This window comes from Clostridium sp. FP2, assembly GCF_011065955.2.
Classification (GTDB): Bacteria; Bacillota; Clostridia; order Clostridiales; family Clostridiaceae; genus Clostridium_AD; species Clostridium_AD tagluense.
This window is the reverse complement of record NZ_JAAMNI020000004.1, coordinates 78,443-100,475: the sequence shown is the minus strand read 5'-3', so window position 1 is coordinate 100,475 and position 22,033 is coordinate 78,443. Positions and strand designations below refer to the sequence as shown.

Annotated in this window: 28 protein-coding genes and 1 pseudogene; 12 read left to right on the top strand and 17 right to left on the bottom strand. The window is 27.4% G+C overall.

The annotated features are described in order from the left end of the window. Window positions 1-93 precede the first annotated feature (93 nt). The gene (locus G9F71_RS26930; RefSeq protein ID WP_224626965.1) at window positions 94-345 is read left to right on the top strand and encodes a hypothetical protein; all 252 of its coding nucleotides are present in this window, start codon (window positions 94-96) and stop codon (window positions 343-345) included. A gap of 75 nt (window positions 346-420) precedes the next feature. Further along, on the top strand, window positions 421-588 hold the full coding sequence (locus G9F71_RS26925) for a hypothetical protein (protein ID WP_164952351.1): 168 nt from the start codon (window positions 421-423) through the stop codon (window positions 586-588). 588 nt (window positions 589-1,176) lie between these two features. On the opposite strand, the gene G9F71_RS26920 is transcribed toward G9F71_RS26925, so the two are convergent. Together G9F71_RS26920 and G9F71_RS26915 are read right to left on the bottom strand one after the other, a co-directional pair. Beyond that, entirely contained in the window at window positions 1,177-1,635 is a 459-nt protein-coding gene (locus tag G9F71_RS26920; protein WP_164952350.1) for a GNAT family N-acetyltransferase, read from the bottom strand. A 281-nt stretch (window positions 1,636-1,916) separates the two neighbouring features. Beyond that, window positions 1,917-2,180 (bottom strand): hypothetical protein, encoded by a 264-nt coding sequence (locus tag G9F71_RS26915; RefSeq protein WP_164952349.1) that lies wholly within the window; start codon window positions 2,178-2,180, stop codon window positions 1,917-1,919. Between the two features lie 547 nt (window positions 2,181-2,727). Here G9F71_RS26915 and G9F71_RS26910 point away from each other — a divergent pair. Continuing rightward, on the top strand, window positions 2,728-3,366 hold the full coding sequence (locus tag G9F71_RS26910; RefSeq protein WP_164952348.1) for a hypothetical protein: 639 nt from the start codon (window positions 2,728-2,730) through the stop codon (window positions 3,364-3,366). A 67-nt stretch (window positions 3,367-3,433) separates the two neighbouring features. On the opposite strand, the gene G9F71_RS26905 is transcribed toward G9F71_RS26910, so the two are convergent. From G9F71_RS26905 to G9F71_RS26890, 4 genes and pseudogenes are all read right to left on the bottom strand, one after another. Then, window positions 3,434-3,583: a peptidoglycan-binding domain-containing protein gene (locus tag G9F71_RS26905; RefSeq protein ID WP_224626961.1), complete on the bottom strand. Its 150-nt coding sequence runs from the start codon at window positions 3,581-3,583 to the stop codon at window positions 3,434-3,436. 131 nt (window positions 3,584-3,714) lie between these two features. Then, window positions 3,715-4,119 carry a hypothetical protein gene (locus tag G9F71_RS26900; RefSeq protein WP_164952347.1) on the bottom strand — a complete coding sequence of 135 codons (405 nt, stop codon included), beginning with the start codon at window positions 4,117-4,119 and terminating at the stop codon, window positions 3,715-3,717. Next, window positions 4,116-4,409, bottom strand: a complete 294-nt coding sequence (locus tag G9F71_RS26895; RefSeq protein WP_164952346.1) for a hypothetical protein — start codon at window positions 4,407-4,409, stop codon at window positions 4,116-4,118. The genes G9F71_RS26900 and G9F71_RS26895 overlap by 4 nt, the downstream gene beginning before the upstream one ends. A gap of 166 nt (window positions 4,410-4,575) precedes the next feature. Continuing rightward, a pseudogene (locus G9F71_RS26890) lies at window positions 4,576-4,830 on the bottom strand (IS1595 family transposase); the annotation flags it as partial. On the opposite strand from G9F71_RS26890, the gene G9F71_RS27840 reads away from it, so the two are divergent. Then, window positions 4,820-4,930 (top strand): BhlA/UviB family holin-like peptide, encoded by a 111-nt coding sequence (locus tag G9F71_RS27840; RefSeq protein WP_164952345.1) that lies wholly within the window; start codon window positions 4,820-4,822, stop codon window positions 4,928-4,930. The pseudogene G9F71_RS26890 and the gene G9F71_RS27840 overlap by 11 nt on opposite strands. Before the next feature lie 505 nt (window positions 4,931-5,435). After that, window positions 5,436-5,558, top strand: coding sequence for a hypothetical protein (locus tag G9F71_RS27500; protein ID WP_258881217.1), 123 nt, complete (start codon window positions 5,436-5,438; stop codon window positions 5,556-5,558). 271 nt (window positions 5,559-5,829) lie between these two features. On the opposite strand, the gene G9F71_RS26880 is transcribed toward G9F71_RS27500, so the two are convergent. Both G9F71_RS26880 and G9F71_RS26875 read right to left on the bottom strand, forming a co-directional pair. Continuing rightward, entirely contained in the window at window positions 5,830-6,117 is a 288-nt protein-coding gene (locus G9F71_RS26880) for a hypothetical protein (protein WP_224626959.1), read from the bottom strand. Continuing rightward, window positions 6,117-6,686: a ParA family protein gene (locus G9F71_RS26875; RefSeq protein ID WP_224626956.1), complete on the bottom strand. Its 570-nt coding sequence runs from the start codon at window positions 6,684-6,686 to the stop codon at window positions 6,117-6,119. Before G9F71_RS26875 ends, G9F71_RS26880 begins: the two co-directional genes overlap by 1 nt. 575 nt (window positions 6,687-7,261) lie before the next feature. On the opposite strand from G9F71_RS26875, the gene G9F71_RS26870 reads away from it, so the two are divergent. Beyond that, window positions 7,262-8,293, top strand: a complete 1,032-nt coding sequence (locus G9F71_RS26870) for a replication initiation protein (RefSeq protein WP_164952538.1) — start codon at window positions 7,262-7,264, stop codon at window positions 8,291-8,293. A gap of 233 nt (window positions 8,294-8,526) precedes the next feature. On the opposite strand, the gene G9F71_RS26865 is transcribed toward G9F71_RS26870, so the two are convergent. The 4 genes from G9F71_RS26865 to G9F71_RS26855 all read right to left on the bottom strand — a co-directional run bounded on the left by G9F71_RS26865 (window position 8,527) and on the right by G9F71_RS26855 (window position 10,930). After that, on the bottom strand, window positions 8,527-8,685 hold the full coding sequence (locus G9F71_RS26865) for a hypothetical protein (protein ID WP_164952537.1): 159 nt from the start codon (window positions 8,683-8,685) through the stop codon (window positions 8,527-8,529). Window positions 8,686-9,072: 387 nt separating this feature from the next. Then, the gene (locus G9F71_RS27835; RefSeq protein ID WP_411956146.1) at window positions 9,073-9,237 is read right to left on the bottom strand and encodes a glucosaminidase domain-containing protein; all 165 of its coding nucleotides are present in this window, start codon (window positions 9,235-9,237) and stop codon (window positions 9,073-9,075) included. A 339-nt stretch (window positions 9,238-9,576) separates the two neighbouring features. Further along, window positions 9,577-10,530 (bottom strand): lysine exporter LysO family protein, encoded by a 954-nt coding sequence (locus G9F71_RS26860; protein ID WP_224626953.1) that lies wholly within the window; start codon window positions 10,528-10,530, stop codon window positions 9,577-9,579. A gap of 190 nt (window positions 10,531-10,720) precedes the next feature. Continuing rightward, entirely contained in the window at window positions 10,721-10,930 is a 210-nt protein-coding gene (locus G9F71_RS26855; RefSeq protein WP_164952476.1) for a hypothetical protein, read from the bottom strand. Between the two features lie 1,428 nt (window positions 10,931-12,358). On the opposite strand from G9F71_RS26855, the gene G9F71_RS26850 reads away from it, so the two are divergent. The 4 genes from G9F71_RS26850 (at window position 12,359) to G9F71_RS26835 (ending at window position 16,624) form a co-directional block, all read left to right on the top strand. Further along, the gene (locus G9F71_RS26850; RefSeq protein WP_164947346.1) at window positions 12,359-13,537 is read left to right on the top strand and encodes an ATP-binding protein; all 1,179 of its coding nucleotides are present in this window, start codon (window positions 12,359-12,361) and stop codon (window positions 13,535-13,537) included. Next, window positions 13,527-15,119: an ATPase gene (locus tag G9F71_RS26845; RefSeq protein ID WP_164952477.1), complete on the top strand. Its 1,593-nt coding sequence runs from the start codon at window positions 13,527-13,529 to the stop codon at window positions 15,117-15,119. The genes G9F71_RS26850 and G9F71_RS26845 overlap by 11 nt, the downstream gene beginning before the upstream one ends. Before the next feature lie 208 nt (window positions 15,120-15,327). Then, complete coding sequence (locus G9F71_RS26840; RefSeq protein ID WP_164947344.1) at window positions 15,328-15,522, top strand: hypothetical protein; 195 nt, start codon at window positions 15,328-15,330, stop codon at window positions 15,520-15,522. A 259-nt stretch (window positions 15,523-15,781) separates the two neighbouring features. Further along, entirely contained in the window at window positions 15,782-16,624 is an 843-nt protein-coding gene (locus G9F71_RS26835; protein WP_164952478.1) for a hypothetical protein, read from the top strand. A gap of 358 nt (window positions 16,625-16,982) precedes the next feature. Here G9F71_RS26835 and G9F71_RS27690 read toward each other — a convergent pair whose 3' ends face one another. Both G9F71_RS27690 and G9F71_RS26825 read right to left on the bottom strand, forming a co-directional pair. Next, complete coding sequence (locus tag G9F71_RS27690; RefSeq protein ID WP_318011127.1) at window positions 16,983-17,726, bottom strand: hypothetical protein; 744 nt, start codon at window positions 17,724-17,726, stop codon at window positions 16,983-16,985. 1 nt (window position 17,727) lies between these two features. Then, window positions 17,728-17,940 carry a helix-turn-helix transcriptional regulator gene (locus tag G9F71_RS26825; RefSeq protein ID WP_164947343.1) on the bottom strand — a complete coding sequence of 71 codons (213 nt, stop codon included), beginning with the start codon at window positions 17,938-17,940 and terminating at the stop codon, window positions 17,728-17,730. Between the two features lie 279 nt (window positions 17,941-18,219). Between G9F71_RS26825 and G9F71_RS26820 the strand changes: the two genes are divergently transcribed. Continuing rightward, window positions 18,220-18,909, top strand: coding sequence for a hypothetical protein (locus G9F71_RS26820; RefSeq protein ID WP_164952479.1), 690 nt, complete (start codon window positions 18,220-18,222; stop codon window positions 18,907-18,909). Between the two features lie 118 nt (window positions 18,910-19,027). Here the strand turns inward: G9F71_RS26820 and G9F71_RS26815 are convergent, their stop codons facing one another. Next, a complete protein-coding gene (locus G9F71_RS26815; protein WP_164952480.1) occupies window positions 19,028-19,333 on the bottom strand; it encodes a hypothetical protein in 306 nt (101 codons plus the stop codon). 126 nt (window positions 19,334-19,459) lie between these two features. Here G9F71_RS26815 and G9F71_RS26810 point away from each other — a divergent pair, with 126 nt between their 5' ends. Then, window positions 19,460-19,861 (top strand): hypothetical protein, encoded by a 402-nt coding sequence (locus G9F71_RS26810; protein ID WP_164952481.1) that lies wholly within the window; start codon window positions 19,460-19,462, stop codon window positions 19,859-19,861. A 217-nt stretch (window positions 19,862-20,078) separates the two neighbouring features. Here the strand turns inward: G9F71_RS26810 and G9F71_RS26805 are convergent, their stop codons facing one another. Together G9F71_RS26805 and G9F71_RS26800 are read right to left on the bottom strand one after the other, a co-directional pair. Then, window positions 20,079-20,750: a hypothetical protein gene (locus tag G9F71_RS26805; protein ID WP_207712095.1), complete on the bottom strand. Its 672-nt coding sequence runs from the start codon at window positions 20,748-20,750 to the stop codon at window positions 20,079-20,081. A 167-nt stretch (window positions 20,751-20,917) separates the two neighbouring features. Then, complete coding sequence (locus tag G9F71_RS26800; RefSeq protein ID WP_164952483.1) at window positions 20,918-21,916, bottom strand: replication initiation protein; 999 nt, start codon at window positions 21,914-21,916, stop codon at window positions 20,918-20,920. Window positions 21,917-22,033: the final 117 nt, after the last annotated feature.

The following is a 22,033-nucleotide window of genomic DNA, read 5'->3' as shown; positions in this document are numbered from 1 at the left end:
TTTATGGTAATAACGGTATAATCGAATATATATTATTGTGAATTAAGAGAATACTGTAAAAATTCATGGCAACTTTTTATACAATGGTGGGAAATGGTTGGTGGAGGCAAAAATGCACTTTCATATCTTGAAGGATTTGATGATGAAAGAATCTATACATATATTAATGAGTTTGAAAATATAGTGCAAAGAAAAGTTAAACCATTTAACTTATATATAGATCTAGTATATACAGGCACATCTCAGATTATAGAAGTGAACAGTGAATATATTGTTATGGTTCCAGTTAGACATTTATATTTTGATAAAGATTGGTGGATGAATAAATTAGAACAGATAGGCTAAAAAATAATAATGAACAAAATTAGTACGCAACCTTCAAATACACGGTTATGTTAATTAAATAGGGAGGTCTTATATGTGACATTTACATTAGCTCATCCCGCAGTAATACTATCTTTGAAAAATAAAAAACCTAATATGTTTAATTTACAAAGAATTTTTGCGGAAAGCCCACTCTCTTTAGGTGTGGAATGGATAGCACTACTAAAATATACCATTAGACATGATTATTTTAGTGCGATATAATATACTTAGGTTTTGAAACGAGCCATATACTATCGTTAATGTGTCAATTGTGATGCTTGATAGTGAAATTCTTGAAGAAAATAATTAGTTTTTATATGTTGTAATTTATAGTTTTTATTATAAATGAGAGTATAAAAGAAGTTATTTAGTATTCAAGAACCCCATTCATTTATGAGTGGGAGTTTCAGTGGGGCATAATATGCATTATGGGGATAGTACCAACTGTATATAATGTACATACGGTCGTGGGAATCTTTGGGTTTAAATCTATGGTTATATTTTATCAAGTATACTTAGTTTCTTTTTTAACTGGAGCCATAATAGGTATGATAGTTGTATCTTTTATATTCTTGTATATTTTAGATTATACTATAAATGAGCGTTTTTGCATCCATTAATTAACAACATAAGTAATATCAATACTTTATATGTCTTTTGAATTTTAATTTTGATTAGTACATACAATACTTAAAGCGTTGATTTTACTTTGCATATAAATAAATGTTAGCGTTTTCGCTCATTTATAGATTATAAAAATATATGCAAAATAAGGATATAAATTTTTCATAATATTAAAAATACGAAGTATTATCTATGTCCTTCTAATCGTGCCTTTATGAACCCCATATATGTTAGTGTTGAACTTTCAGATATTTGAGAAACCTCAAATCCACACTTTTTATAGAAATCATAATTTTCAGGAGTTGTATGTACCCACCAATTTCCATGCGGTAACTTTTGTAAGCATAAGTCTACTAATTTTTTACCAATGCCTTTTCCTCTATAGGCCTCTTTAACAGCAAGGTCTTGAATAGTTGCAGTCATAACTCTATCTGAGACAACCCTTACCATTGCTAATATATCTTCATTATCCCATACAGTGAAAACCCATGATGAATTTTTAAAGCAGATTTCGTACTTTTCATCTTGCCATTGTGGTTGATTTGAAGCCACCCAACCAACCTCGGTGTACATTCTCTTAATCATATCCGATTTAAGCCCATCTGCTCCTTCTCTAATAATCAAACCCTTATAATATTGATACATAATATTTCCCCCCCCAAAAAAATTATTTTGTAATTAAGTAGCAATTATTTACAGTTGCGACTTAATCAGTAGAAAAATCATATAATTAAACACCATTTTTGAAAACTATTACATATCTGAGTTGTCGGATTTGTTGGCTAGGCAGACCCCTTACAAAAATTGAAACAGTTTTTGTTGCTACTGGGAGTGCAGTTTCGAACGGCGATACGTTTAGCGACTTCTTGTCGCACCGACATATAAGAATATGACATATTAATTGCTAAAGATAATGATTATAATTTTTATCTTAAAACACTCTTTATAAACGCTAAAAGACTCACAGCACCAGTCAGCAACCAAACGATTCCGAGAATACGAACATTCTTTGTTTTATTTGGCTCTCCCTTTATTGAAAATTGTTCACGACTCATTAAAATCGCTAGTAAAATCCCGGCAAAACTTATCCAAGCCCATTGAGTTGTAATAATCCCTATTAGATTCAAAAATCCTAGTACCATAGCAAAAAAAGCAGCAATTAAAGTGCAAACTCTCAATATTTTCTTCATATAACTTTCACCCCCAAATACAAATTAATATAAAGTATTCTTGCTTCGCATAATGAATAGGTTTGTATTCAGATGGTAGCCGATTAAAACTATTAACTGTAATTCCACAAATGTATCTATAATCCTTCTAATCTTTGATTGTTTTCTAAAAATAGATATACTTTCCTCATCTCCAAAATAAAGACATTATACTATTATGTTAGTTTCACCTGATGAAAAATTAATAAGTACAAATTGTGATATAATTTATAAGCAAAAATAGTTGTTGCAATCTATAGGTATATAATGTGAAGATAAGCCACTTTGTAGAAGTCATCTCTACTAAGTGGCTTTTTATTGCATTATAAAGGCAAAAGTATTTTTAAATCTTCCTTTTCACTACTTTCATATGCCCAAATAGGATACAAAAAATATGGGAGGTGTAATAGGAATAGTCCCCCTTATATAGTAATGATTTAAATTTTTTACAGTTATTATATAGATAAAAGAGATAATTATGCTATGATATTATTATAATTATAAAATTAAAGAGAAAGGGATTTGAATTATGAAAAAGAATTTAGTTTTGATATTATGTTTAAGTTTGATTTTCATTTTAGTTGGTTGTAATAGTGATAAAAAAGCAAATAAACCTATAAAATATACTAATGAAAACCAAACTTTAGAAGATGGTTCAAAAGATATTAATAATCCGATACAAGCTACTAATGAGCAAAATAGTATTGATGAAAAAAAAGAAACAGATTCAAATAATACAAATTCTATACAGTCTACTAAAATAAGTCCCAATAAACAAGTAGTAAAAGATAAAAATAATGTCTCTCAAAAAATAACTAAGGTAAATATGAAAATTAAATTATATCAAGGTAATTATTTGGATGATAGATATTTCGTAGGTGATCTTGGAGAATCAACAAAAAATTATTGTGAGGTTGTAATTTCTAATGTAACTAATACTTCTTTTGATTTTACTGTTCATGAAATAGATAGAAAAACAAAAAATAAAAAGGTTATTTTCCTTAGAAATACAGCAGTTTTTACAGGAGATGGAACGCAAGCTACTTTTTATGGACATAAGTATACTCTTAACTTTACATTTCCCTATGTAACAACTATAGAGATATCTGGATTTAAACCATTACAAGGTAATACTTATGCTAATAACAAGATACCAGGACATAAATGATCGTAAAATAAATACTTGGTATATTTATATTATAAAAATGATTATTATTATAAATATTTTGGCTTTATTAGCTAATCAGTGAAAGGAATGTAGAACGATCACATATTCCATTTGCAGATAAACCATGAGCACTTTTAAAGGAATTTATTGCTCCTTTAAGGCCTGAACCAAATGTTCCTTGATATTCTACACCATTTGAATTATATCCCCATAACATTACTAGAATTTCAGCTGCAGTAACTAGTGTTGATAATATGACAATTTTTAAGGGAAGCCAAAAATAGCTTCCCTTAATTTATATTTAAAGAATATTCCGTCATATTATTTTGATTTTTTCTTAATTAATAATTATTTCATTATATATGCAGTTTTACTTTTTATAATTTCATCCTTCGTAAGATTATAGTTACCTTCCTTTTTTCCATTCACTATTCCTCCATTTAAATCAATTACATACTTATTTGTTTCATCTTGAATATAAAGACCACAAACAGAAATATTTTTACTTTCTAAAATTTCTCTAATATTTAAAGTTTTATCAATAAAACTGTCTAATGACATTTTATCACCATTCCATGTAATATCTATTTTTAATGGATATACCTTTCCAGGTGTAAACCTTGTGTACTTTTTATAACTTCCAGCTACCGAACTAGGACCAGCATCCTCTAATACAGAAATATACTTTATATTAGGTACGCTGTTTTTTATTAACCCTACTATTATATTTTTCGCTTCGGTATTTACCTTCATTTCAAAGTAATTATCTCAATGGTTTCATTTTCTCTTACAATAACTTCAAAGCTTATTGGTAAATCACCTTCAGTAACAACACTGCAATAATAACATCCAAATTTTGAATTGTAATATGCTTTATCCACTTTATATTTTAAGTCTGGATACTTTTCCCTTAGATACTTTTGAGAAGTAACTCCTGTTTGTCTAATTTTCCAAGGTAATCCATTCATACCTACGTAAAACCATGCAATAAAAAGAGAAAAAATAATAATTATAACTACCACAATTATTTTATTTTTTTTCATTTCTATTTGTCCCCCGACATTCTTTATTTTTATCGTTAATAGATTACTAAAAATTCATCTTATTAGCTCTGCAATTATACAAAGGAACTGATGAACAATATTTTACTATTGTGTCCGTATTTAATTATACATCATAGCAATGTAATTATTCAAATATTTAACATAATTAAATATAAATCGCTTCCCTAATTTTAAAATTTTTTAACTTTGTATCAGAATGAGATGTATGCGACTGAACTAATAAATGTTTGGTTTTTACAGTATCCTTCTCTGTATTAAAAAACTGTAACCATTTAAACCAGTACATGTAGTTAGCAGGGTATTTCGTAGCAACACTGTGAAATCCATACATCCATTCTTTTAGTTTGCTATGAAACGCATTAATATGTTGTATATGATATATACCTTCATTGTGCTTCCCAAATATATCAGAATTAGCAGATAAATTTAATATTATTGAAAATGTAAAAAAAAATGTTGAAGAAATTAAAAAGCATATGCTTAAAAATAATTATAAATAGAGGTAGATAAAATGGATATGGAATATAAAAGATTAGTATTATACTTTTAGTTATGTTGTTAGCATTTTTGAAGCTCTATAAGGATTTAGATAATTCCTCACTTATTCTTATATGGATCAATTCACTTTTAGAGTTTTCAATTTTTTCTGCCTCTTGCCATAATATTTGTGTTACATAAAATAAGCTTATAGATAATCTAATTGCAGTGGTAAGCGTACTTAGTTCAATTATAATTTTGCTGTAACTACTAAGACGCCAGCGGATATAATAGCTGGATTAACAGAAAAGACAGTGCAGCAAGTTACAAAAGATAAAGCAGATGAAATTTATAATTCTATTAAAACTAATCAGGCAAATTGTTATGGAACAGGTAGCTCTTCTATAGGTAAGATGAATGGTGCAGGATTTGGACAAGGACAAGGTGTTTTGATAAATTTTTGTTTTAGGATAATAATTTATCTCAAGTGTTATTTCCTACCTCAACACCGAAGGCTATTTTCATGTTATGAAAAGTGAATTCGACTTCAATACTGTTGCAATTAAAGATATAAGTCATGACAAAAGGACAATTGAAGAATATAGAGAGTATGTAAAAAATATAAATACTAAGGAGATAAAAATGGTGTAGTGGCTGTCTTAAGTGCAGAGGCTTCCTTACGCCTGCTAACGGTTTTCTCATAAAATAGCTACTCCTAGGTTTTGGACCAATGATTTAATTTAGATACGCTATTTTAATGAAAACTCGAGCTTTGTTATGTAGATGTTCCAAGATTTTTTACAACAAGTAATTCCATTAAAAAGCATAATTGCTTAGTTAAATTTATCATTAATATAATAACTAGTATAATTTCTAATATATTAGTTATTATATTAAAAATTATATTAAAAAAAATATTAACTTATTTAATACCTAATACATGTTTTAATATATCATTTATAAGCTTGCTTTCGCTTATCTTCTGCTTTTTAGCTATTTTTTTTACTTCATCAATCGCACTTGTTTCTAAATAATATGTTTTATTTTTAGAGTTTTTAGAACTTTTATCTATAATATCATCAAGATTAAAACTAGTGGGTTCAATTGCTTTATCTTCTACTAAAACCACATCATCATTTTTTTGTTTTTTTCCAGAATCTAATATTTCATAGCTGCGATTTTGTACAGCCTTATCAAATTTATTTGCCATTATAAAATACCTCTTTCCTTCATTTCATTAACAAGTTCTACATAGGATTTATATCCTGCAGATGATCTGCAATAAATATTTATAGGCTTTGCTTCTAACTCAGCCTCTTTTAATTTAACATTCATAGGTATTACAGTATCAAAAAGTATGTCTTTTACCTCATCATTTCTTTTACAATAATCTCTAAATTGTGATGAAAGATTCATTCTTTTATCGTACATGTTAATCAAGAAACCTTTTATATTATTTTCTATTTTTAAGCGTTTTCTTATATCTTTCCAAAGAGCTAAAAATAGCTCAGAACCTTCTACTGAATTCATGCTAATATCAGATACAAGTATAATATCAGTTGCAGCCACAAAAGCATTTTGATTGATTATACTCATGGAAGGGTTTGTATCTATAATAATGTAATCATATGTATTAAAATGCTTTAAATTATCCTCAATATAATTAATAAGTATATTTTCCCTACCAGCTAAACAAGCAAGTTTTAATTCCGTAGCAGTTAAAAATATAGAACTTGGAATAACATCAAGAGATTGGAGTTTTTTTACCCTCTTCTGCAAGTAATCCCGCTATATTAAATAAACTAGAACTTTTTCAAGCACCGCCCTTTAGGGTGCTAAAAGATATTATTTTCAATGTAACTCCTCCTAATAATATATTAACTAATACATTAGAAATTATATTAATTTATATATTAACAATACTATTATATTTTATAATAGTAAATGCTTTTCTAATATAAAATATAATTCCCATACTAGTTCGATTTGAGCTTAGGATATAGATTGCCCTAATGTTTGTGGATACTCTGTGGAGAAGTTTGGTATATACCTTCAAAACAACAACAAATATAACTTATTTATGGTTAGGTTCCTTGTTGTTGTTTTAATAGTTTTATAAACAACATAGTTTTAATAGTTTTATGAGTACCTCAAAGCATTGGTATGACTAGCCTTAAAATTCTAAAGGCAACCTATTTATGGTTAAAGGCAACCTATTTATGGTCAAAACTCACTCTAAAGGCAACTCATTTATGGTTAAAGGCAACTCATTTATGGTCAAAGGCAACTCGCTTAAAAAAAGTTATAGACAACTTATATAAAAAGACTTACATTAATGGTGGAGGTGATAATAAATGGCAACAGATTTACAAAATATAAATGATAATTGGATATATCAAAGTAATAAATTAATTGAAGCATCCCATTCATTTAGCGTATTGGAACAGAAGTTGATTCGTTTACTCGCAAGTATGATAAAAAAAGATGATGTTGACTTAAAAAAATATCAATTCAAAGCAATTGATTTAAGTGAGATACTAGGTATTCATCGAAAGAATATTTATAAGGAATTGGATAAAGTTACGGATAAATTAATGTTAAGAGTTATAAAAGTTAAAAATAACCAAGCTGAAAAATTCAAAAAATACCATTTAATAAAAAATGCGGACTTTGAAAATGGAATATTAACTATGAAAATTGATGAAGAAATGAAAGAATTTTACTTAGAACTTAAACAATATACTAAATATCAGCTTAGAAATATTATGCAATTTAAAAGTACCTATTCATTTAGGATTTACGAATTATTGAAACAGTATGAAAAAATAGGTAATAGAATAGTTACTATTTATAATTTGAGAAGTGCCTTAGATATTAATACAAGTCAATATCCAAAGTATTCAAATTTAAAACAAAAGGTTATAAAAATTGCGATTAATGAAATAAATAATAACACTGATTTACATATTGAGTGTGAAGAGCTGAAAGAAAGTAGAAAAGTAACTTCAATTAAATTTTACATAACTAGTAATAAAAATACTTGTAAAAGTGAAATAGCAGCTACCCTGGCAGAGCCTAAACCAAAGCCACAACAAAATATTGACCATATTAAACTTATAAAAGAGATTATAAAAGAAGAAATAACAGATAAGGAAGCACAAAGCATATGGATTAGTGCTAATGGAGATATAAATATAATCAAAGAAAAGTATAGATGTTCTCAAAGAGCAGCTAAAATTACAAATATGGTTGGTTGGCTTATTGATGCAATAAAAAAAGATTATCAGCCGCCTATAAGCAAAGTTAAAGTTGGTAAATTCAATGATTACGCGCAAAGGGAATATGATTTTGATAAATTGGAGAAGAAATTACTTGGATGGGAATAGATGAAGGGGGTATAAGTAGTTTAGAATAATCAAGGGTGTAGCGATATATTAGCTATACCTTTTTTGTTATACTTTGTGATCCCCACTAGAGATAACATAGTAAAAAGATTCCACTAAGGCTAATTTGATGGAATCTTTTTCCATTTAAATAATTGCCAGCATAGGTGGAGTAGATTTACTGATTTTACTTTCAACAGATATACAAAACTACAGGAGAAGCAATGGGTTTGTTATTATTTAAGAACATTGTCCAGGAGAAGTCTTACGGCTTCACTTTTAGTTATGTTGTTAGCATTTTTGAAGCTTTCTAAGGATTTGGATAATTCTTCACTTATTCGTATATGGATCAATTCACTTTTAGAGTTTTCAATTTTCTTTCTGCCTCTTGCCATAATATCACCTCATAATATTTGCGTTACATAAAATAAGCTTGTAGATAATCAAATTTTTTATGTAACACAATAATTATTATAACACATATTTACAAATATTACCATAAGTATAAATAGAAATATTACAAGAATTTGTGCGGAAAGCCCACTCTTTCAGGTGTGGGAGTTTCAGTAAATCCAATTTATTATTTTGCTGATAGGCCTTAACAATTCTTATAGTTTCATTTCCATAATACTTTTTTCTTCAGATAATATTTCAGGTCCACACATGCCATATATAGAAAGGCCAAGTATGTACTGAAGCTTTTTAACGGTTAGTGGACCAATGAATCCATCGATAGATAAAGCATTATTATTTGCATCTCTTATTTCCTTTAATTATGGCAATTAGTTTTTTAGGTACTCAGTATCGGTGCAGTAACCAAAATTATAGACGCTATAGCAGGCATCCTTGTAGTCTTTAGATGTTGTTACAGATTTGTACCTATTGAAGCTTAAAAGCTTTCTGTGATCAAGTAAGCTATCATCTAGAGAGTCATATTTTCTAAACAGTGATATGGTGCCAATTTTGTTGCTTCTTATCCATTATTTAATCCTTTCAAGTACTTTATTTTTTATAACATAGTGCCACAAAAAATTATACTTGGGGTATTACTGTGATAAATTTATTTCTAAAAGGTGGCTACTGGAAACACAAAATAAATGTAATAGAGCACATAAAATAATACATTCAAAATCTTAATCGCTTAACTAAATTTAACTGAATGCTTAACAAGCTATATAACTCAAGACTTCATTCAAAAATATGAATGTAATGTTTTAAGTAAAATCGTACATTTATTTAGGCCATAGTTTATGAAGACTGTGAATTAATACATCTACATATTATGTTCATAGTATTCCATAAAGAAATGGCAAGATAAATGGAACAGCAAATGTAAGTATTACACCAGTTATCAAAGCTACAAGTCCTAACTCTGCACCAACAAACTTAGTTACTGGAACTAACATAGTATCCATATTTCCTGCTGCACCACCTGCGATTGGACTGCCTTTACTGATTCTAATTAACAACGGCAAAAGAAGTACAGTAAAAAATTCTCGCATTACGTTCACTACAAAACCATATGTACCAGATTCTATTCCATACCCTTGTGTCATGTATGCGCCTGTAATGCTATAATAGCTCATTCCACTAGCAGAAATTACAGAGATATGTATGGGAACATGTAATACTAATCCTGCTAATAAACCGCCTAATATGCTTCCAACAAATATTGCAATTGAAATATATACAACTTTAAAGCCTAATATCTTTATATAACCAAATACTTTACGATTAGTTCCGAGACTAATGCCAACACCAATATAAAGAAAAATAAGTGACCCCATTAAAGTATAACCTAATAGGCCAACCTGTTTATCCGACAACAAGAAATATCCCACAATAATTCCTGCAACAATACTAATAGGCATTATCCAAACTAAAGGCGATGTCTTTTTCTCTTTTTCTTTATCAATATCAACTTCTTTGTTTACATTTAGGTTTTCTGCATAAAGTTTTTCTCTAAGTATATCAAGCGGCAAAATTGTTTTCTCTACAAGTAACACTAATGCTACGCTAAAGGCTATAGCGCTTATAGCGATGACTGCACAATTAATACCGATTGTCCCTAAATTAAGCATTACAGAATCATTTATTCCAATATTCATACCTATTGTAAGCATTAATACAATCAAAGCAATGTTAATTATCCAGTCCACAAGTTTTAATACATTATCCGACAATTTCCTTATACCAAGCAATAAACCTGCTCCTAAACAAAAAAATGGTAGCCAAGTCATTATACTACCTCCAATTTATTAATACTATCACTAGCTAAAATTGCTATGCTATCCCTATTTAAATATCTCCTGTTCATCCACTCAAGATTATATAATTATTGCTTCGCTATTTTTTACGGTTTTGACGTAACTTATGGAAAATGTGGATTAAACACAACAGCCTATTAATTTCATCCGGTACATGGAATGCTTATAGTTCGTTTCTGTTAATTCGGTATTTACGCTTAAACAGGTATTTCCCCGTTGTAACAATAATAAAATCCTTATCTACTGACAAAGCAGATATATTTACCTTTTTACTATCTTTACCAGCAATAAAAATCGAAGTCGGTCCATTATTTTCTATTATTAAAGGGTTTATCTGTTTTAATATTTCAATTATTTCTTTCCTTTTCATCATACCATCCTCAACTTCCAGTTATAACTAATTCATTCTTTCTTACAAGGTAAGAATACCCTTAAAGACATGAATAGTGAACCCTTTAAGAAGATTACGATACAAAATAACTTAAAGATACCTTTTGCTTTATCTTTTCTTACTACTGTATTTTCATCTCAAATAGCGCAAATTCACCTCTGTCATCTAATAGGATTTTGCCAACCAATTCAAAACCTAAACTTGCATATAAATTGCATAACTTTTTCTTATTATATTAATAGCAGTTTCAACGTCTCCCCTCAATACTTTAAAATTATTTATCATATTGTTACCCCCTCAAAATATTATTTGAAGTTTAATTAATTAAGTCGCAACATTATACTGAGACGACATAAACCCTTTATTTAATTATATCATTATTACCGTAAATTGGAATCGCAGTCAAAGGCTAGTCCACATCAGATTTTCTACTTCATGCGAAAATCTGATGTGGCATAAATTCTTTCACTGCTCCTTGTCAAAAAGGAAGCTTTGGACAATCTTACTCACTGCCTCGAAGTAAAACCTTTTATTAATGGGGGTAACATGAATCTTTCTATTTAGTATGAGCAGCAGTCAGTGAACTTGTTTAAAGCAAAAATAATAATTCCCCCTTACGCCAGCTAACGGTTTTCTCATAAAACAGCTACTCGTAGGTTTTGGACTAATGATTTAATTTAGATACGCTATTTTAATGAAAACTCGAGCTTTATTATGTGAGATGTTCTAAGGTTTTTACCACAAGTGGTTCCATTAAAAAGCATAATTGCTTAGTTAAAATTTATAATTAATATAATAACTAATATAATTTGTAATATAATTTCTAATATATTATATATTATATTAAAAACTATATTAATTTATGTAATACCTAATGCATGTTTTAATATATCATTTGCAAGTTTACTTTCGCTTATATTCTGCTTTTCAGCTATTTTTTTCACTTCATTAATTGCATTTATTTCTAGAGTTTTTAGAATTTTTAGAATTTTTAGAATTTTTATCTATAATATCATCAAGATTAAAGCTAGTGCTTTATCATTTACTACAACCACATCATCATTTTTTTCCAGAATCTAATATTTCATAGCTGCGATTTTGTACAGCCTTATCAAATTTATTTGCCATTATAAAATACCTCTTTCCTTCACTTAATTAACAAGTTCTACATAGGATTTATATCATGTAGATGGTTGATGTGGGGAAGAGTTTTCTTTTGCGAATAGAAATTCTTCTTAATTATTATAATTAGTAAAATCAAAACTCTTTAGAATCCCCTAACTGGTTATTAGGACTTATCTTAAGATCACAATATAAATCTGACAAGAAAATTTTTGTTAAAGCACTTGACAAAATAATTTTTGTCAAGTAGTATTGTAAATATAAGGAATAACGATAGGGGTGCTAATTATGAAAATTATAACAGGCCAAGCTGCAAGAGGAGATAATTTTTTTAAAAGATCTATTTTAATAGATAAATTATGGAGAAAAATTGATTCCGAAAGCAGTATTATAATTTCAGCTCCAAGAAGAGTTGGAAAAACATCTTTGATGAGGCATATAGAAGATAATCCTAATGATAAATACTATGTAGTCTATATAATTACTGAGTCAGTATATAGTGAAAATAAGTATTATGAGGAAATTGTAAAGGCTATTTTAAATTGTGATTCTATAAAGATTAAGGATAAAGCTTTAAACATATTTAAAGATGCAATAAAAAATTTTGCTAAAAGCATAGATGAAATTGGTATAGACTCCGTTAAGTTTGGCAAAAAAGTTGAATTCAATTATTATGAAAAATTTATAGAAATTATGAAATCTATTGATTTAGAAGGACATAAATTAATTATAATGATAGATGAATTTGCTCAAACCATACAAAATATTCAAGAAAAAGAAGGCACCATATATGCAGTTAAACTTCTTCAAAGTAATAGGGCCTTAAGACAAAACGGTGATATAAATACTAAATTTCAATTCATATATACTGGCTCAATAAGTCTTGAGAGCATTGCAAGACGAATGGACTCTTCAAAGTCTATAAATGATCTGGATATATTAAAAGTCACCCCGCTAAGCCTATCAGAAGGAAAAGATTTTATAAATATACTACTTAAAGGGCTTGATTTTACAATGGACGATAATACTATAAACCATATGCTTTACGAAATTAAATGGTTAAACCCTTTTTATATTCAACTTGCTATGGATAAAATTCAGGACATTTATGATGAGGAGAAATCACCTGCTATATATAATAAATCAGTTGATATAGCAATTAAACGTATGATAGAGGAAAATAATAAATTTAGCAGTTGGCATGAGAGGCTTAGCGTGTACAAAAATAATGATTACAAGTTCATTATAGAACTATTAAACATAATATCTATGGGTGAAACTAAGAAGATAACCTATAATGAAATACATGATTTAGCTGTGAAATATAATCTTGAACAAACATATAAAGAGCTTATAAATGCTCTCGTAGATGACGGATATATAAATAATAATGATGAGGATGTAAAAATATATACATTTACTTCTCCTATATTAAGAATGTGGTGGTGTAAAAAAATTGCAAACTAATAGTTTAAGTCTTTATAATCCTAATAGTCTAACAGAGCAGGAATTAGTTGATAGGTTTGTAGTAAGGAAAAAAGAGTTTCAAAGAATTTTTAAAGATATAAAAAATTCTGAGATGAAATACCCAGAACAACATTACATCATAGAAGCTCAAAGAGGCTATGGTAAAACAACCTTGTTAAAAAGAATATACTTTGAAATAAAAAGAGATAAGGAATTAAAAGAGAGGCTTATTCCTGTTATATTTCCTGAGGAGCAGTACAATATCCGTAAACTATTTAAACTTTGGGAGGTAGCAGCACAGCATCTTGAAATGGAGGGTAGTGAGTTTTTAGGACTTTATGATGAAATGGAAAAATATTCAGAATTCGATGACTACGAAGATATATGCTTTAAAATCCTTGAGCAAAAACTTAAAGAAAAAAATAAAAAATTAATACTTTTAATAGATAATATTTCCGATATATTAAAGAAGTTTAAACTTAAGGAGCAGCAAAAACTTAGAGAAATCCTCTTAACTTCTGCAGAAATTCGAATTATAGGAGCATCCTCTGAGGTTTTAGAATTTACTTTTGATTACGGTAAACCCTTCTATGACTTCTTTAAGCCCATAAGATTAAAAGGCTTAAATGCAGAAGAAACCAAAGAATTTCTTGGGAAATTAGGTGAAATTTTCGATAAGAAGGATATAAATGAGGTACTTAAAAGTAATAAAGGAAAAATAGAAGCTCTAAGACGGCTAACCGGTGGTGTGCCAAGAACCATGATATTACTTTTTGATATTTTTGTAGATAGCGGTGGAAATGCTTTTAAAGAACTAGAAACATTATTAGATAGGGTAACGCCTCTTTATAAACACAGAATGGATAATTTATCTCCAGTGCAGCAGGAGATTGCTGATGTTATAGCCTTAAAATGGGATGCCATAACTACAAAAGAGATAGCGGGCAAAATAAGAATGCAAAGCAAAGAAGTATCAGCCCAACTTAATCAATTAGAGAAAAACGGAGTAATAACTAAAATCGCTATAAATAAGAAAAATTATATGTACCAAATCACAGAACGATTCTTTAACATATGGTATCTAATGAGGTTTGGCGGAAAAAAAGAAAAACATAAGGTGCAATGGCTTGTACATTTTCTTGAAACTTGGTGCAGTAGAGAGGAAATAGCACTTATTTATATGAATACATTAAAAACTAAAGAAGTATATGAAAATGAGTTTGATGTTACTTATACTTTAGCTGCAAGCTTACTTTGTAATGATCTAATAGAAGAATCTTTAGAAAAAGCCCATTTATTTTTACAGTTGGCTAATAGTACAGAGGAATATAATAAGATTATTAATGAATACTTAATATTCTTAATGGCTAAAAAACAATACAACTCCTTATTTAAACTCTTTAATGAAATTGAATTTAAACTAAAGGATAAATTTAAACCCACTTATTATGCTTTAATGTATTTTATGAAAAATCAGAATCAAGAATTTGAAATTGAGTATAAAAAAGTTGCTGAGGAATTAGAGGAAACTGTTGAAGAGATTATTGAAGAAGTTAAGAAGATAGAAGAAAAATACAAGTAAAAATATGTTAAATCTAACAATTAATTAATTGTCAATAGAATTGTATTGAAAGACATAAAAATTGTATTGAATGGCATATAAGCATATTAAGTACCGAATAATACGATTTTTATGTTGTTCGCTTAATTATCCTATACATATGTTAATGTAGATGATATTGTTTTGTTGTATGCTAATCCTAATTATATTAATGAGGGAGGATATTCATATGAATAAAAAGTGTATTGCTTGTCAATCTGAAGAATTAAAAGAAGTAAATATTGTAACAAAAGGAGCATTTACCGTAATAGATACTGGAAATAAATTCTCATTGAATCCACCAAGTTCAAAAATAATTAAATATGTATGTTTAGACTGTGGATATATAAGTCTTTATGCAGAGAATACTACTATCTTTAGGTAGATTCAGTCTGGATTATTCATTTCAGGCTCTCTTAGTATAGATAACATGTAAAAAAACAGCCACAAGACAGCATTTTTCATTTTTGATGAACTATAAATCAAAAATGAGGCTATTGTCTTGTGGCTGTTTTTACGTGAAAATAGAACTATAGGCTTTTGAAGGGTTGAGCCGACATACATGAGCGTCCCCACGGGGCTTATATTCTAGCAGGTGGTAGCATAACTAATAAGGAAGAAAAATATCAAAGGAGCGAAATATAATGCAAGACACTAAAAAAAGAACTATAATTTCTTTAATTCTTAGTTTATTTTATTATTTAATTTTGGCATTTTATAATTTTGTTGTTTATATGGCTTATAATAATAATAAAGATATAATATTGATGGCAATATTATGTACTTTAGTAGTAATACCACTGTTTTTATTTTCTACATTTTTTATTAAAAACGAATATAAAATTATTACTGGCAAAGTTACTGATTTTATAGGATATCATTTTTGGATTCATATAATTGTATATTTTATAACTATTTATATTAGTACAATTAATAAAACTTTATCTAAAAGTAGTTTTATAGTGAGTATAACTATAATAGGAGTGGCAATATTACTTACAAAGTATTTTTCAGATGAAATATATAAGGAAACTAACAATTTACCCTATGAAAATGAAAATAAAATATTAGAATTAACATTTCAAAATGCAACTATTTTTGGACTTTTAGCTTTTATTTTATGCTTCTTTATTTTTACAGGAATAGTGATTGGGGGTAAAAATATTATAGCATTAGTAATAATAGCTCCATTTTTTATTAGCGTATTACTATTGAATTATATAAAAGTTAAGTTGATTGACAAATATAAAATTGTAAACCCAAAGAGAGTATTATTTTTTGACAATATAATTTTAATTATAAATATATTAATAGCCTTCTATTTTTCACATAGCAATTTATTAGTTTTAAATGTTGTACAAAAGTACTTCCACATGAGTTTTTTATCACCTATTTTCTTTGGTTTAATGTTACTACCTATGATTATAACAAACAAAAAAATCGGGAATGAATGGACAAGATTGAAAACAATGAATTTGGATGTTTAAATAAATTTTAATATTATGGGAGAAGGGATTTATATTATACTAATTGATCTAATATTTCAGTTTTTTAGCGAACACATTAAATATAATAAAATAAAACTTAGCAACAAAGTATTTATACTAATTATTAGTGTTTTTATTATTTTGGCTTCTTATTGTTGGTTGAAGGGGGTATAGATGTCATCTAGTTAGCGAGGCACATAAAGAATAATATTCTTTATGTGCCCAAAAGGAGTGCATAAGGGAAGAATTGATTGGGTGATAACCCATTATTTGAATGGAGTTTTCTTAGCTTGATGGCTATGTTGCCGTACCCCTAAATAAAATACATATCAGAGTATAGTAGATTAAATCTATAGACTTAAGGTCCAAATATAAGTGTACCAATAGTAAAGTATGCAATTGGAACCAACCATAGTAACATATTTGTTATTACCCCAATTAAAGCAAGTTTATCTTTATGAATCCTTAATGGAATAATACCTAATAAAATTCCAATTGGACTTATAAATAAAGGCAGTAATATAGGAAGACCCTCTATTTTTCTTATAGGCATAATTTCAAAAATTAGATTTAGTATAAGAAGTATAAGAATAATTGATATACCTATTGAAATTTTTCCATTTACTGATTTTATTTCACATACTTTATTTTTATCATTGATATCGCTATCAATATTCATACCTAAACTTAATTCGTTATGAATATAATAATATTTAATAATATTATATATTAGAATCTCTAGTATCAATAAACCTCCTACAAGATTAAGAGGTTTTACTGTGTTAGTATTCTGAGAAGAATACAAAATAAATATAAGCGAAATTCCAATCATATTTATCCAAAATGTAATATACCCAGCCTTGAAAGTAAACTTTTGAGTTCTTTCATCACTATCTTTTGTTAAATAATACCAATTATTCTTTTTCTTTAATAAAATGCATTCATATATTAAGTTAATCAGTAAAATAATTGATAATAATGGTAATACCTGAGTTCCACCCTTTCCACTAATATATAAGTGATAATTAAACATAGAAAAGCTTTTTAAAAGTAGAATAACTAGTAAAATTATCTTTAATAAAAAACGAAATAAATAAGTCATTTTAACTTTCTCCTTCTAACATAAATAAGTCTTCAACATTACAATTTAATGCTTTAGAAAGTTTAATTGCTAACCCTATAGATGGTTCATATTTTTGTTTTTCAATAGAAATAATCGTAAGACGTGTCACACCTACAATATTTGCTAATTGTTCTTGTGTGAAATTAAAACTAGTACGCTTATATTTAACCTTATTAAAAACAGTGTTTTTCATTTTAATACCTCTTAACTATAATATAATGAACTCCCTCCCTATGTATAGTTTAGTATACATAGGGAGGGAGTTCAAGTAATTATTGAAAAATTAATCCATTTTTTAATATTAATACTTATAAAGTATTAATTTGGTTGTTCTCTAGTATTTTTTTCTCCAAATGTAAATCGACCTATATTCCTTAACGTGGTATTTGTCGGAAATGTTCGACACTCCTATATTAAAATTTCAAAAAATGCGGGGTTTTGGGCTTAGAACCCCTAATAGGATGTGAAGCATATGAATAATATATTAAATAAAATTATTGATCAAGGAAATAAACATACCATAGATTTAAATATAATAAACGAAATAGAAAAACACATAGAAAATCATATAAAATGTGATAATAATTTAAACTATGAATTAATTTGTAGATTTATATTATTAGAACATAATGTTCCATTATGTGATGATGAAAAATGTATAAGTATTCTTAAATATTTATTAGAGAAATATATTATAGATAATAATAAGTATAATGCATATTTTACAATATTATTATCTTGGATTGAGGACGGTTTTAGTAAGAGATCTGATTTTACTAGAAAAAAATTAGATAATATATTGCTAAATTCTAATGATTCATGTATAAAATCTATGATTTATTATTTAAAAGCATTAGCTTATAACTATTTATTGGATAAAGACTCAGAAGACTTAATAGAATTATTAAAACTTTCTATTAAAGCTGATAAAAATGCTACAAATAGTTATTTATTGCTATCCAACAAATATAAAAAATTAGATAATATATTCTTATCAAAAAAATACCTAGAATATGGATTAAAAAGTATAAAAAAAGTAGTTTCATTAGATGATCTAAATAAGATTGATATGACAGATATACAATTTTTTTTAAATTCAGAAATAAAAGGTAATATTATTGATCAAAATTCATACAAGGAAATCTATATAACAAACATATAAAAATATATATACTACTGAACTCATTAAAAATTATAGATCAAATAGTTAAATTTATCATTAATATAATAACTAGTATAATTTCTAATATATTAGTTATTATATTAAAAATTATATTAACTTATTTAATACCTAATACATGTTTTAATATATCATTTACAAGCTTACTTTCGCTTATCTTCTGCTTTTTAGCTATTTTTTTCACTTCATCAATCGCACTTGTTTCTAAAAAATATGTTTTATTTTTAGAGTTTTTACAACTTTTATCTATAATATCATCAAGATTAAAACTAGTCGGTTCAATTGCTTTATCTTCTACTACAATTACATCACTTCTTTTACAATAATCTCTAATATAAAATATAAATCCGATACTAAAAAAAGTACGTACGTAGAATGAAATTATATACTTTGTTTTTACTTTCAATACAAATAATGTTATTATAATTATAAATGGGTATTTCCCATATATTACTATTAATATAGATAAATGAATGTTTGAAATTTTGTTCGTTTATAAATAATTTAATAAATATATTCGGAGGTATGTTGAATGAAAAAAAAAGTTGTTATTGTTGTTAGCTTATTACTGCTAATTATATCTGTTTGCGTCGGTAAAAATTATATTGATTCTAAAGTTAGAGCAGATATTTACGATAATACTAAGAAATATAATGAACTGTTAATCACCGCTGTGAATAATTTCAATGAAAATTGTACTGTCGATATGGATTTATTTAAAAATGGATATCGTTTTTATAATAAATATATGCCACCAATAAAAACTACAAAAAAAGAAGATGAACTAATTGGTTTTTTAAGAGATGAAGTTGGTTGCTATGGAAATATGCTGTATGGACAAAGCATTGGTGACCGTGATTTCAATATTCAAGTATCTAATTTTGAAAATATCTCGATTAAACTTACTAGTTATTTCAAAAATAATAGCCATTGATAGAAATTTTCATATTCTGGTAATTTATTAAACAAATCGTCTATTATAAAACTACTTAAGGATAATAAAAAAATGGAAGAGCCATTTTCCTATTCTAAAAAAATCATAAAAATCTGGAACCTATTAAAATAGATGCTAGATTTTTATAATTTCTACTTTATTGAGCTATTATAGTGTAGTTGATGAGTAAAAAACATATATTACGATAAACCTTAAATTACTTATTACTGATCATCTCACCAGGCTTCCATTTCAATTTATTTGCATAATCAGAAAAATCATTAACTAAATTTATCCATCTATTATCTTTTACAAGAACGATACTTCTTGAACTCGGAATGTAAATTTTTAATATTTTCAACCAATTATTAGTTATTTCTTTCATTTTTTCAAATTTTATAATTTTATCATCTGTCAATCTGATTAAAATTGAAGCATCATTTTTTGAATAAGCAAGAGATTCTTGTCTTGCTATTATACTTCTTACATACTCAGAAAAATCTCTTGAAATAACCGAAGTTTGATTATTGAAACTTTCATTATAGCCAGAAACCGGCAGTGCCATACCAAATAATTGTTGAGATGAAATACTTGCCTGATAAAATGCATCGCCTATAAAACACGCATCTCTTTTATTAATATATTTATTATTTATAGCATTAGTTAAAATTTTATATGTATTCTCATTTATTCCTATACCTAGATTTGATAAGGCACTAGATAGTGGATTTTGCAACGCATCTTCATATCTCTTTATTTTTTTATATTGATTATATGATACTACTGAAATACAGCTTATAATGACAATTAATATTATTACTATTGCATATAATTTTCTATTATTTAATCTCCTCATTTTTTCCTCCATAAATTTTTGAAGCATACACATATTTCGAGCCCCCTAATAATCCTATTTGGATTATTAGGTTGTACCACATCATCACTGAGACCCTTTAATCTACCTCAGGTGCGCAAAATAAGAAGTGCTAGACTAATTATATACCTATTACATAAAACTCAAACAACGGACAGATTAGGCCTCTTAAAATGCTGTTACTATTTATCCCAACCTAATAACTTCTTTTCTAACTCATCAAAATCATACGCTCTCTGTTCATAATCATTAAAAGTTGAAACCTTATGCTTACCCTTTGGAACCTGCCAATTCTCTTTCAATGCGGTAATCATTATTCCAACAAGATTATTTACGGTACTCAATTGGCTAACAATGTCGTACTTTTCTTTTATGTTATTGATATCATAATTAGCAACATCAAGTATCCTCTGTGCCTCTAACTCTAAAATATCTTCCTTTATTATTTGTTTTACTATCTCAATATCCGAAGATGCATTAACCGTAGTTACAGCAACCTCCTCGTGTGCTAAAGAACTCTTATCCTTAATATTAAATGCAATACTTGTAACTTTTCTACCTACTTTCTGATCACTATATTTAAAAGTAATATCTGTTTTTTCATTAATCTCTTCCTGAGCTTTATTTAACACTCTTCTTTTAAAATCTGCATAACTACTAAAATAATTTGCACTTGCGCCTACCATTGTTTTCAATTCTTCTAAATTAATATTAGCTTGCTTTTTATATTGAAAAGACTTTAATATCTCATAAAGTCTTATTGAGTACTTACTTTTTAAACTTAATATGTTTTCTAAGCGATAACTAGTGTATAACTCTTTTAATTGGAGTAAATAAGGTTTTAAATCAGGTGCGAATTTTAATGTTACTGTCCCTTCACCCGTTTCATAAACTACACTACATAACCATGCTAACTGAATTATCTTTTTACCATCTTTTATTTCAAAAACCTTTTTCATCAATTCTTTTGTGATTTTTGGTATTTCTGTATATTTACTTTGATCCTTTAAACCTAGGAGCTCTATGAAATCTTTTATTTTAAATGTATATTCTTTAAACTCAACATCTGTCGGTTGAACAAAACTAGCTAATGTTAATATTATTTTCTGTTCCTGTGATGATAAATCATAACCAGAACTTATTAATCTATTGCTTTTAGTAACTACATACCCCTTCTTCACATTATCACCCCAAAATAATGTTACACTGCCAACATAACTATGTCAATTCTTTATTCAACGACATAGTTCACTATGAAAATGACATAGTTCGCTATGAAAATGACATAGTTCACTATG